The sequence below is a fragment of the Endozoicomonas sp. GU-1 genome (assembly GCF_027366395.1).
Classification (GTDB): Bacteria; Pseudomonadota; Gammaproteobacteria; order Pseudomonadales; family Endozoicomonadaceae; genus Endozoicomonas.
This window is the reverse complement of sequence record NZ_CP114771.1, coordinates 5,088,170-5,100,579: the sequence shown is the minus strand read 5'-3', so window position 1 is coordinate 5,100,579 and position 12,410 is coordinate 5,088,170. Positions and strand designations below refer to the sequence as shown.

10 protein-coding genes are annotated in these 12,410 nt (G+C 46.7%); 8 read left to right on the top strand and 2 right to left on the bottom strand.

Annotation, left to right across the window (positions count from 1 at the left end; translation table 11 throughout):
• Positions 1 to 161: 161 nt before the first annotated feature.
• A complete protein-coding gene (locus tag O3276_RS21315) occupies positions 162 to 1,607 on the top strand; it encodes an OapA family protein (RefSeq protein WP_269673110.1) in 1,446 nt (481 codons plus the stop codon).
• Positions 1,608 to 1,738: 131 nt separating this feature from the next.
• A complete protein-coding gene (locus tag O3276_RS21310) occupies positions 1,739 to 2,848 on the top strand; it encodes an anhydro-N-acetylmuramic acid kinase (protein WP_269673109.1) in 1,110 nt (369 codons plus the stop codon).
• 13 nt (positions 2,849 to 2,861) lie between these two features.
• Here O3276_RS21310 and O3276_RS21305 read toward each other — a convergent pair whose 3' ends face one another.
• A complete protein-coding gene (locus tag O3276_RS21305; protein ID WP_269673108.1) occupies positions 2,862 to 4,187 on the bottom strand; it encodes a hypothetical protein in 1,326 nt (441 codons plus the stop codon).
• Positions 4,188 to 4,382: 195 nt separating this feature from the next.
• Here O3276_RS21305 and O3276_RS21300 point away from each other — a divergent pair, with 195 nt between their 5' ends.
• The 5 genes from O3276_RS21300 to O3276_RS21280 all read left to right on the top strand — a co-directional run bounded on the left by O3276_RS21300 (position 4,383) and on the right by O3276_RS21280 (position 10,259).
• On the top strand, positions 4,383 to 5,315 hold the full coding sequence (locus tag O3276_RS21300; protein ID WP_269673107.1) for a hypothetical protein: 933 nt from the start codon (positions 4,383 to 4,385) through the stop codon (positions 5,313 to 5,315).
• Between the two features lie 319 nt (positions 5,316 to 5,634).
• On the top strand, positions 5,635 to 6,555 hold the full coding sequence (locus O3276_RS21295) for a hypothetical protein (RefSeq protein WP_269673106.1): 921 nt from the start codon (positions 5,635 to 5,637) through the stop codon (positions 6,553 to 6,555).
• 996 nt (positions 6,556 to 7,551) lie between these two features.
• Positions 7,552 to 8,391, top strand: a complete 840-nt coding sequence (locus O3276_RS21290) for a hypothetical protein (RefSeq protein WP_269673105.1) — start codon at positions 7,552 to 7,554, stop codon at positions 8,389 to 8,391.
• A 56-nt stretch (positions 8,392 to 8,447) separates the two neighbouring features.
• On the top strand, positions 8,448 to 8,990 hold the full coding sequence (locus O3276_RS21285) for a hypothetical protein (protein WP_269673104.1): 543 nt from the start codon (positions 8,448 to 8,450) through the stop codon (positions 8,988 to 8,990).
• A gap of 537 nt (positions 8,991 to 9,527) precedes the next feature.
• Entirely contained in the window at positions 9,528 to 10,259 is a 732-nt protein-coding gene (locus tag O3276_RS21280; protein ID WP_269673103.1) for an START domain-containing protein, read from the top strand.
• A gap of 1,103 nt (positions 10,260 to 11,362) precedes the next feature.
• Here the strand turns inward: O3276_RS21280 and O3276_RS21275 are convergent.
• Entirely contained in the window at positions 11,363 to 11,785 is a 423-nt protein-coding gene (locus O3276_RS21275; RefSeq protein WP_269673102.1) for an organic hydroperoxide reductase Ohr, read from the bottom strand.
• Between the two features lie 86 nt (positions 11,786 to 11,871).
• Here O3276_RS21275 and O3276_RS21270 point away from each other — a divergent pair, with 86 nt between their 5' ends.
• A complete protein-coding gene (locus O3276_RS21270; RefSeq protein ID WP_269673101.1) occupies positions 11,872 to 12,354 on the top strand; it encodes a transcriptional regulator OhrR in 483 nt (160 codons plus the stop codon).
• Positions 12,355 to 12,410: the final 56 nt, after the last annotated feature.

Below are 12,410 nucleotides of genomic sequence, written 5' to 3'. Positions count from 1 at the left end.
GCATTTTCATTCCCCCTTGGAAAGACAAACCACAAGGCAATAATGAAAAAACAGAATAATTAACCTTGTATTGACGTACCATTTCTGACGGATATGACTTACGGTATTTTTTATCGTTATAATTTACTGATCACCATACTGAAGACAGCGTTAAAATCTTAATGAATAAAGCCATCCCGAGGGGCGCAACACGGATCAACCAGCGCCTGAAACAGTTCCCCAGGCGACACTTGCTGCTGGCAAGTACCATCGCTGCCAGCGTCATGGGATTGATGGCTCTTCTACCTTCTGGTGACGTAGAAGCCAGGCGCAATGAAATCCCGATGTCCATTGACGCATTCCAGCCTCAGGAAACCAACACTGAGCTGACCAGCAGCCCCACAATTCCCGAATCTTCCCCATTTGTCAGCAATCAGAACGCTGATCAATCAGAAACAGCCACCAAAGAAGCAGAACAGGAAGCAGAAGCCAAAGCTCTGGCAAAAGCCGCCTACGACCTGGAGCAAAAACTGGGAAAATGGCACAGTGTCACCATTAAATCTGGTGATAATTTATCGGTGTTGTTTAATAGCCAGGGATTAAATGCCAGTGTTGTTTACCAGGTTGCCAACACCCCCAAATATGGCGACACACTGGCCAGCATACGTCCGGGGGAATCCCTGGAGTTCCGGATTAATCAGGAAGGAACCCTGACCCAGCTGCGCTACGTCAAGTCCAGGCTGGAAAGCATCTTCTTTAACAGGGAGGACGATGGCTACCGGGCAGAACAGGTAACCCTGTCACCGGAAATCCACCCCACCTATGCCAGCGGCATTATTGAAAGTTCTCTCTTCCTTGCCAGCCAGAAAGCAGGGCTTTCCCAGAATCTGACCATGGAGCTGGCCGGCATTTTTGGCTGGGATATCGATTTTGTTCAGGATATCCGCAGTGGTGACAGCTTTAATCTGCTCTATGAAGAGAAGTACCTGGAAGGAGAAAAACTGGGCGATGGCAATATTCTGGTAGCCAGCTTCACCAACCAGGGAGAAACCTATACCGCCATCCGTTATACCGACAGCAACGGCGATACCAACTACTACACCCCGGACGGAAAAAGCATGAAGAAGGCGTTTCTCCGCACTCCGGTGGATTTTACCCGTATCAGTTCAAGATTTAACCCCAACCGCCTGCACCCGGTGTTCAAGACCAAACGCCCTCACCGGGGGGTTGATTATGCCGCCCCGATGAATACCCCGATTAAAGCCGCAGGCGATGGCCGTGTGCAGTTCTCCGGCTGGCAGAATGGTTTCGGCAATGTGGTATTTATTCAGCACCCGAATAATGTGGTGACGGTGTATGCCCATGCCAATAAACTGGCCGGTCTGAAAAAAGGCCAGAGAGTTCGTCAGGGCCAGACCATAGCCTATGTGGGCAAAACGGGCTGGGCCACCGGGCCTCACCTGCATTATGAGTTTCGTGTGAATGGCGTGCATAGAAACCCGATGACGGTTAAGCTTCCGGATGCAGCCCCTATCGCCAAAAACGAAATGGCTAACTTCCGGAAAAAATCCGAACTGATGATAGCCAGGCTTGAGAAGCACAGAGAAACGCTGCTGGCCACGCAGTAACCCTGCAAATGATTGAAAAAACCGTAATGTGGGCACGCAAGGCACAAAGCAATCTGGTTGTTTACTTTGTGCCTCACTGTCTTTGTCGTTAACAATAATGTCCCGATAAACCTTCCTTCCAGAGGCGAACCATGTCTGATATCTATATAGGGCTTATGTCAGGTACCAGCCTGGACGCCATGGATGCTGCCGCTGTTCACTTTGCTGGAAAGAGTCCAACACTCCTGGCCCACCATAGTACTGAGTGGCCCAATGAGCTGAAGCAAAAAATTCAACAGCTTTGCCAGCCGGGTCATGATGAAATCCGTTTATTGGCGGAAGTGGACCCGGCCATTGCTTATGTCGCCACAGAAACGGTCAATGCACTGCTGAACAAAGCAGGACTGACTGCTGATCAAATCAAGGCCATTGGCAGTCATGGCCAGACCATCAGACACCTACCCGAGTCAGGCTACACCCTGCAGATCGGTGACCCTAATATCCTGGCAGAGCAGACCGGCATTACCGTTATTGCCGACCTCAGACGCCGGGATATGGCCGCTGGTGGTCAGGGAGCCCCACTGGTACCGGCCTTTCACCGTGCGGTTTTTACCAGCGAAACCGGCCACCGGGTAATCGTCAACATTGGCGGTATTAGCAATATATCGATCTTGCCCGCTGAAAACGGTGAGCAAAAACCGGTAACCGGCTTTGATACCGGTCCCGGGAACCTTTTAATGGACTATTGGTGCCAACAGCAATGGGGGCAACCTTATGATAAGGATGGCTTTCATGCTGCCCGGGAGCCCCATGACCCAATCCTGCTGGAAACCATGTTAAGCGATCCCTTTTTCCGGTTGCCCGCCCCCAAAAGTACCGGCCGGGAACTGTTCAACCCGGCCTGGCTCAACGCAATGCTCGAAGGCTTTCGTGGGCTGTCCCCGTCCACCATACAGGCAACCCTCTGTCGCTTAACCGCTCGTTGCATTGCCGATGCCATACAGCAGCATGCCCCCGATACCGATGAAGTGTTTACCTGCGGCGGCGGTGCCAATAACAACACTCTGATGGCAATGCTGAAAGAAGAAATGCCCGGCACAAGGCTGGGATCAACCTCGGAGCTTGGTGTTGACCCTCAGTGGGTAGAAGCGATCGCCTTTGCCTGGCTGGCAAGACAGAATATGTTGCAGCTACCCGGCAACCTGCCTGCGGTTACCGGGGCATCGGGTTTGCGTTTGCTCGGTGGACGTTATTACCCGTGACAGCGGCAATGCATTACACGACGGCTTCCCCACAAACCGCTGTGCCCGAAGAGTCGACTGGAAATGTACTGATAACCTCCACCAGTGTCTGAACCAGCTGTTCTCTCTTTTCAGCAGTATCATCAGGGAATCTGCCAGTAACCATATTATTGATGGATTCCCTGATTCTGACTTCATCTCCGACTCCAACATTGTTGGCAAATGCCTGGAAATCCAGATAACTCATTTTGGACACGTGCCGCTTAAAGGCCTTGGCTACCTCAGGCTCAAGGGGCTCAAAGGCACTGTCTTCAATAAATTGATACAGTCTGTCAGCATCATTCCCCGCACAGGGGTAGAATGCTGTCTCATCAAGCGGTTCACCTGCTATCAGCAGGGCAGGTGACCCACTACGACTGGAAGACATATTCACCCTATCGAGACTTTCTGATTGAAAAGCAACAGGCACAGGCAGAACCTCGGCTTCAACATTAACTAAACAGGGTAAAAATGGCTGAAATTCTTCCTCATCACTGTCAGAGGAAAGTGGATATTCCACATTAACTGAAGAACCGGCATCCTGATTAACGCTTTCCACCTCCCATGACCCGACTTGCTGATAATCCGCTTTTAGCAGCAAGTCAGTTCTGGTATCGCGGTTGACTGATTCACTTTGCCGAAGGGTTGAAATATCTTCCATGGAGATTTCAACGGACTGGCTGTTATTTATTTTATCTTTAGTACCAGATTCTGAATCCAGAATTTTACTGCTCTGACTTTTATCCGTTTTTTTGGTATCACTGCCGGAACAAAAGCGTGTCAATAAAATACCTGCAACCCCCATAGTGATAAAAAATAATCCAGCGACGTATAATCCGCCAATACCGGGAGAGTCTTCATTATTCTGTGCTGGGGAAGTAGAGACAGCATCTTGTAATTTTGAGGGAGGTGTTGAAGTGTAATGGCTGCCAGTTGATGAAGAACTCTCATTCAAGCTCAAAATACCACTCCCGGCAGCGAGCAGAAGTGCCAGCCCAACAAGCGCCATACAGGTTCCTCCACATATAGCCTCAAGGGTTTCATCCGTTTTTTTCCCCAGCAAGATTGCTTTACAACCGGGTTGGGTCACTTCTCTTTGCGATATGGCTTTACTGTCACTCTGGACTCCGGGTTCCTCGATCGGCTCCGTTCTGCAGTTAACAACGGCATCTGAATCCTCCTTTACCACGGTCCTGGTTCCGGTAAACCCTTTAGATTCAATGGCGTCCTGTGAAAATGATGGCTTCAGGGTGCCATCAGCAGGATCAATAGCCTGTTGATACTGAACTTCATTACCTGAAGCTGTGCCTGTAATGCCCATAGTACTTTATTACCTGATTATCAGTATTTTTTTCATAAGATAAGAATAAAAACATTCCAAACAGCATTTAAGCAAATAATCTGCACAGGATCCTTTTGTTTCCTAATAAAGGAAAACAAAAACAACACTTTTATAAAGATTATCAGTTATAAACTATAATTATATATTTCAATAATTCGATAATTAGACAATTCCATGAACAAATTTAACATAGGCTCAAATATCGTTCCTGGTTATTACCAGTTACAGGACTTTCTAACAACACATTTAACACCAACTAACAACTTCAATTTACAGCCAAGAATAACTAACCTGACTGTACAGGAAAATTATTCAGTTAATTTCGGATATTTAAATAGGCAGGCAATGAATCAGGACACACCATTTTCTCCACGATTGCTCAATGATTTTTCAATTTCTCATTTACCACCCACTGAAAATGAATTATTACTTCCTGAGCTTTTACCAGAATACATTAATGGAAATTTATCTTGTGATTTTGCCAGTGGACTTTTTGATGATGATTTTTTATTTACAGATTCAACCTTTACAAACTCTCAGCAAACAGGTCAGGAATTCCCCTGGGAAAATTCATCAGCCAGTTTTTCTCAGCCATCATTACGTACAGTTAATATGGCTGATCTGTTCAATAAAGACACACAAGCGCAAGTTACCACTGAAACTATTGAGTTTAAAACTCTTGAATCACCCCGTTTTGCTGAAACTGTGCCCTTCTCGCTTGCAATAGCTCAAGGGCAGTCGGGGAAATCGACAGTTTCCACACGAGACCGGGCACAGTCCGAGAAGAAAAGAGCTTACAAACGAGCCTGGGCACAGTCCGAGAAAGGGAAGGCTACACTGAAGGCTTACCGTCAGTCCAGTAGAGGGAAGGCTACCAAACGAGCCTGGGCACAGTCCAAGCGAGGGAAGGCTTCCAAACGAGCCTGGGCACAGTCCGAGAAAGGGAAGGCTTACTATAAGGCTTATACACAACTGGAGAATCGGAAGGCTTATGCCAGGGCTTACTACAAAGTCCTCAGGAATACCGGTGATTACGAACAAGCAAGAATCGCTGCCAATCAAGCTTCCGACTTTATAAAAGAATTGAATAAAACAAAAAAACAATGAGTTTAAATCAACTTCTATTTCTCCCACACCCGCCTTCAAAGCATTTTACATCGTTATTACTGATATTTATATCCATTATTTATACGTTTTTTATATAAATAGCAAACAGCTTTCATCTGAAGGGAACTTTTATAGAGAATGAGATGTCTTAAGCTTTAGTTCAATAGTTCAATAGTTCAATATTTCAATAGTTCAATAGTTCAATAGTTCAATGTACACACCCGATTCAGACTCAATTTCCACTTCTGACTACTCATGGTTACAGGCGTTTCTGGATGCTCACTCAATACCCAGTGATCCTGTCGATACACAGCCAACTTTGGCTGGCCACTCTATACATACACCTGACTCATTCTATGATGGGTATTTAAATCAGGATGTAATAGATCTGGACTCACTACCGGCTCCACATTCACTGAGTGATTTTTCAATTTCTCATTTACCATCCACAACAAACTTTGAGCAAATAACCCATAAGTTACCGCCGAAAAATTCATTAGCTGTTTTTTCTCAGCCATCATCACGTCCAGTTGCTAAAGTTGATCCGTTACATAAAGACCCTCAAGAGCAAGTTACAATTGAAACCAGTCAATCTAAAGCACATGAATCGTCCGATTCTGATGCACCTCGGCCTCCCACGCTCGCTGTACCTCACGAGCAATCCGGGAAAATCAAGGCTGCCAAAGCCCGGGCACAGTCCGAGAAAGAGAAGGATTGCCGGAAGGCTTACGAGCAGTCCGAGAAAGGGAAGACTGTCAGGAAAGCTTACCAGCAATCTGAGAGGGGGAAGGCTGTCAAGAGGACTTACCAGCAGTCCGAGAAAGGGAAGGCTGTCACGAAGGCTTACCTGCATTCCGAGAAAGGGAAGGCTGCCAGGAAAGCTCACGCATTATCCAAAAAAGGAAAGGATTACCAGAGAGCTTACCGGCAGTCCGAGAGAGGGAAGGCTGTTAAGAAGGCTTACCGGCAGTCCGAGAGAGGGAAGGCTGTCAAGAGGACTTACCAGCAGTCCGAGAAAGGGAAGGCTGTCACGAAGGCTTACCTGCAGTCCGAGAAAGGGAAGGCTACCAGGAGGGCTTACGGACAGACCGAGCAACGGAAGGCTTATATTAAGGCTTACAACAAAGTTCTCAGGAATACCGGTGATAAAGAACAAGCAAAAATTGCTGGTAAGCAAGCTGCCGCCTTGGTAAGGAATAAAGCAAAAAATAATGGGCTTGAACCTACCTCTATGCCCTGAAAGAGGTAGAAGAGACCGTTACACTGACTACGAAATACTCGCTTACGGCATGGGATGAGTCTTTACCAGGCAAGAGTAGAACCTGCTTTCAACGAATGATTTCAACTCATGGAGCCTCACACATCCTTGGGCTTAGGGCCTGTCGCGAAGGAACTTTTATAAAGAGAAGTGATCAGTGATTCAAAGTATTATTGAATAATTCAGTCATCCCATGTTGAGCAATAACCATAATTTACGACAAATCTGTTTTTGCGGCCTCCTTGGCCTGGCTCCTGTCGCCCTTACTCAGGCCAATGATCAATCACGCCCTGCCGTTTATCAACAAATGCCTGTTTCTATAGCTTCCCCTCAGCCAAACAATTTAACTAACCGGCCGGAAAGGTTATCCAGCCGCAATCCAGCGGCAAAAGACTCAAAGAGCAAAAAATTTACATGTAGCCGGAAAGGGTGTGGTGAAACATTCAGATTTGATATTGCACGTTGCCTACACGAGAGATCGGTTCATCAGATTACAAAAAACTATAAATGCCACGTATGTAAAAAACGGTTTAGTCATAAGGCTGGTTTAAAAAGGCATGCCTCTGTCCACTCTGGGGTTAAACCATATCTTTGCCTGATATGCGTTAAATCTTTTTCTCAATCTTCTAACTTATATACTCATATAAAAAACTGCCATCAGATTCAGCCTGTAAATCATGATAACTGGGTTAAAATTGAGGAACATGGGTAAGTAGTTCAGTCAGGGCCAGACCATGAAAAACTGTTGGTATACACTGATCACCTGCTGCCTGGTTTTGTTTTCCCTGCAAACCAGTGCGCACCATGAGACGAATATAAGCCGTCCTGTAGTAATCAAACCTGAGCCATGGAGCCCCCATACCTTACTGGTATTTGGGGACAGCCTCTCAGACAGTCATGGTGATGATTTTCATACACCTGATTCAGCGCTTTCTACCTTCAATCTGCTGAAAACCCTGAGGGGGGGATTTCAACCCGATGGTCGAAGAGCCACCCATTGATCTGAGCCAGTTCTTCTCCCGCGCCAGCAGCATCCGGAATATTAAACAAACATTTGCACTTTACCGGATAGAACTTCAGGCAGAAAAACGTGAACAAAGCTTTATCCGGCGGCTAATGACCGGGTTGGAAGAGCATGCGGTGAACCAGCTGGAATCACTGCTGACGAACATACTGGCAGGCCTTGAATACATGGAACAGAAGCTGGACAGTCCACTGCTCGGGGCGGTACAACGCACCACCCGCTTTCTCCGCACTATTCAGCATTCCTATATTGCCCGTCAGATGCCTTCCATCAAAAGTATCAGCAGACTTCTGGCCAATAAGACCGAGGCCCTGGGTGAAATTATCAGGGCAGACCTGTTCTCTATGATTCCTGCCCTGGCTGAAGAGACCTTACTGTCAACCACCAGCCAGTTTGCAGACCAGATCCCTCTCCTGCCGGACAGCCAGCACTACGAAAAAGGGAAGTGGACCACCGGCAGAGAGATGGATTTGATGTGGCCCGAGGTGCTGGTCAGAATGATGTCATACCCGAATCAGCACAAAGTGAAACTTGATAACCGGGCCATGGCAGGCAGCTGGATACTCTGTACTGAAAGTAAGCTGGGCAGACCCGGTGCCTTCCTGAGTTCTGTGGAGGGGGTCATGGATGCTGTTGTCACGCTCTTTCAGGGCAGCCTTATACCCCCTTGCGAGGGTCTGATTGTGCAGTCCTATCTGAGTGAGCGCAATGGCAAGGTCGGTAAAGACACTTCCAGCCCACTGATCCTGCCGGACACCCTGGTAGTCTTTTTAATGGCGGTAATGATTTCCTGAATAACTGGCAGGAACCTGACGATATTGCCCAGGAACAGGCACAGGATATTTACAATGTGCTGCAAGCCGGTGCTCAGCGGGTTATCGTGTTTTCACTGCCCGATATCACTTCCACTCCCCGGTTTCTTAACGCCCCTGAACGACAGGAGTTGCATGAAAAATGGCGGGTATACAATGCCAGCCTGAGTATGAGAATCAACCTGCTAAGGGAATCATTTCCTCAGCACTCTGGTTATCGTGTCATGAAAATTGATGGTGAAGAAGTGTTTGAAGTTCTGCGACAAGATCCTCAATGGGATTTTGTGCACCCTATTCTGAATATTCCGATACCGGGTATAGATGACGATGGAGAGGTTGAAATAGATCGCCAGGCCCTTATTGCACAAAAGCGAAAAGAGGCTGAACAGCAGCGCAACATTATTACCCGGGAACTGCTAAACAATGCGGCATTTGATGACAGCTGGCACCCCGTTCCGCAATCATTTGTCTCAGATAGCTCCGGGCAAAACAGCATTTTACAGCGACAGTGTGCATCCGAGTGCAGAGGCCCATTATGCCATTGCAGAACAAGTGTGTCAGATCCTGGAAGACCGGTTTAACATTCCCTGCGATACCAGCAACTACCCTGAGGCACTGACCATAAAAGAGGCACAACATCGCAAACATCAATTGGTTTTAAGTAATTAATGCCAAGAGGCTGAAAACGATTGATCTGACAACCAGGGCAGATAAAACCGACAATACTCGACTTGACATTTATTTTTCATGGGCTTTCATAGTGACATTGTGCGAGTTGATCAAGACTATCTGGTTACAAAATGCGAGCATGTCAAGGTAATCCTCAATTTGATCAATACAGTAGTAGATCAATTAGCAGGCCAGGGTCTCAGCGTCAGAATGATGTTGGTACATGGCATACTAATTCAGTTTCTGTAGAAGAGAATGTAGCCCACTCTATTCAAGCCTTACCTGAGGGTGGCAAGCAGGAACCAGCAACAACAACATCAGCAAAAAAGCCATTAGAAGACAGGCAAATATCACCAGGTTTTCAGGTGACACATTCCCCGGAGGGGAACGCTGCAAGGTGTCCGGTTACCCCTGTCTTTGTTGAATCAAAGGGGCAGAGGTACAAGCTGATGCAACTGCCCGACTTCGTTAAACTGCGTGACTTCGCCGGGAGCCAGGATGGCAAGTGGACAAACGTATATGAGGATAGCCAGAAAGCTCTTCTCGTGGAGTCCAGGCCAGAGGATCTGAAGCCTGGTGAGAAAGGCACCGGATTCAACATTGTCCGTGCAACTGTCCAGTGGGACGATATTAATCCCGAAACGCTGTTCAACACACTGCATGATGCAGACTACCGCAAAACCTGGGACAAGAAGATGGTTGAGGGGCGCGACATCTGTCAGCTGGATTACCGAAATGACATTGGATACTACGCAGTGCGACCCCCTTGGCCGATCTCGCAGCGTGATTTCTGCAACATGCGCTCCTGGATGGAGTCTACCAACGGTGAGTATATCATTATGAACCACAGCGTGGACCATGCTGACTGTCCTGAGCGGGAAGGATTTGTAAGGGCTCGCTCAATTATCACTGGGTATTACATGATACCGACCCATTGTGGCGGGACTAAACTGATATTTATCTCGCACACTGATCCAAAGGGTTATATACCGGCGTGGCTGGTTAACAACCTCTTGGGCAAGGTGATTCCTGACACTATTACTAACTTGCATGATTGTGCCCTGAAATACGATACCTGGGCTTCAGAGAACCATAGCTCTGATACAAAATATAAATGGCGTACACCAAAAATCGACTGGAACGACTTTACCCTGGAAGTCCAGGATAATTATGATGACTAATGCGTTTGTGTCTTCTCAGATTTTGCTTCGTGACATATTCCCTATTGCACCCCTCAATCTCACATGGAAATGGCTTTTGAACTAAATGAGTGCGTTCGTGTATTTCCAAAGTGTCCCTCCTGCGAAATCTTTTACCGCAAGCTGTAACCGTACATACAAATTGCTTAGGCCCCATATGAATGCGTTGATGTGCTTTCAGGCTAGACTTATGAGCAAACACTTTTTCACAGCTCTCAAACGTGCATTTAAATTGCGGCTGTCTCGTATGAGAGACCAGGTGCCTTTTCAGCCCTTCCTGCCGAACATATCTTTTACCACAACCATCGAATGTGCATTGATAAACTTTTCTTTCTTCTAATGAGAGTGCTGCTTTAGCGGACGGCAGATACTTTTGTTCATTAGCCTGTGAATTTTGACCAGAAAATTTGCCTGAGGGATAAAATAAGGGATAAAAATTGCAGCGTTGACTTGCCTCGCCTGGTCCTGAAGAGTAATAACTCTGCCCGCCAGCAACCAGGTTGTGGGGGTAATTACTGTGCACCTTTTCTCGCTGAGATCCTGAGTGACAGGCTTTTCTTCACTCTGCTTACGTTTTATGCCTGGGTCATAAGGCTTTTCTTGAGCTGTTACCTGTCGGTTAAAAGATGCTGAGGCCGATGCTGTTTGCCCGTAACTGGCCTTAGCCAATAAAAATTGAGCGATAGCTTCAATTTTTGGACCTGACCCGGAAGCTTTGACATGCCTTGAATTCATATATCTATCATCTTTAATTATTGATAATCATACTTCGACAGATCTCTGCTGGTATGGTTCTCCCCTCCCACATAATTCGTCAATCTCTATGAACCATAAGGGTATGATTGGATTGCGAATTGGTTTTTAGTAACCAATACCCACATATTTTAAGAATAAGTTTCAATTCAAGGTTGGCAAACCGGCTTTGAGATAACAATCACCAATCCTTATAAATCCATTAGTGTTATTTTAGATTTGACTCCATGGCAAACCTCTTACCAAACTCACGAACTCTTATTGAAATGATGCCCGCTTTTGCAGGCATCATTACTTCCCATCAAGACAATTTTCAGGCATGCATTTTCGGATTAAATAAGCTGACCATTGACGGATATCTGAACATCAATGTTACCACGGACGGCATTAGAGTAGGGACACACCTGATGTGCCACCCGAACCAGTTCCAAAGACTGCTCCCGGGGTAAATCCAGGTTTACTGTCAGACTGACAGTGAGAGCAAAGCCACCGCTGCCATTCGGGCCAATGCCCACTTCGGATGTGACCGGGGCAGCTTGCAAAGCTACTTTGCTTTCTCGGGCAACATGAAGAATGGCGTTTGAGAAGCAGGCAGCGTAACCCGCGGCAAACAGCTGCTCAGGATTCGTCGCCGCACCAGTACCACCCATTTCTTTTGGGTAGGACAGCTCCAGATTTAACATACCATCGTCTGTTTTTACCTGTCCGTTACGACCAGCCAGAGCAGTTGCCTGAGTTTTATAGATAGAAGTCATGGTAATATCCTTTACTATTTATATTGCGAACAATTTAATTGCTGGCAATATTTTATCTAAAAAAGAGCAAAAGACAAGTATATTGTGTGCAATTTATTTTATGGGTGCGGCTGATGGCTCTCTGTGAACAGAAAACTCAACTCTCTGCGGAAGAGCACATGTTGCTGGATTATCAGGTGTGTTTTCCGCTTTATAGTGCATCAAATGCCGTGGTTCGGACTTATCGTCCATTACTGGATAAGCTGGATCTGACGTATGCCCAATATCTGGTGATGATGGTGTTATGGGAAAATGATGGCATCAGTGTCAAGGATATTGGCGCAAGACTGCATCTGGATTCTGGCACATTAACCCCTCTTTTGAAGCGGCTGGAGGGCAAGGGCTTGGTCGAACGTGGACGCAGTGAGCAGGACGAACGCGTGCGCGTGTTAAAACTGACTGAGGAAGGAACCGGATTAAAAAAAGAGGCGTTGCAGGTGCCTGCTCAAATGAAATGTAAAATCCAGCTTGACCTTGATGAATTAATCACTTTAAAAAAGCTGTGCGAAAAAATAGTTGCAACGCTGTAGAACATTAGCGCAAAAAAGGCCTGACACCCCTGCAATGCACACTCTTTGCCCGGGAA

Coding starts and splice junctions, on each gene's coding strand:
- O3276_RS21315 (WP_269673110.1), top strand. CDS start 162: ATGAATAAAGCCATCCCGAGGGGCGCAACACGGATCAACCAGCGCCTG.
- O3276_RS21310 (WP_269673109.1), top strand. CDS start 1,739: ATGTCTGATATCTATATAGGGCTTATGTCAGGTACCAGCCTGGACGCC.
- O3276_RS21305 (WP_269673108.1), bottom strand. CDS start 4,187: ATGGGCATTACAGGCACAGCTTCAGGTAATGAAGTTCAGTATCAACAG.
- O3276_RS21300 (WP_269673107.1), top strand. CDS start 4,383: ATGAACAAATTTAACATAGGCTCAAATATCGTTCCTGGTTATTACCAG.
- O3276_RS21290 (WP_269673105.1), top strand. CDS start 7,552: ATGGTCGAAGAGCCACCCATTGATCTGAGCCAGTTCTTCTCCCGCGCC.
- O3276_RS21280 (WP_269673103.1), top strand. CDS start 9,528: ATGCAACTGCCCGACTTCGTTAAACTGCGTGACTTCGCCGGGAGCCAG.
- O3276_RS21275 (WP_269673102.1), bottom strand. CDS start 11,785: ATGACTTCTATCTATAAAACTCAGGCAACTGCTCTGGCTGGTCGTAAC.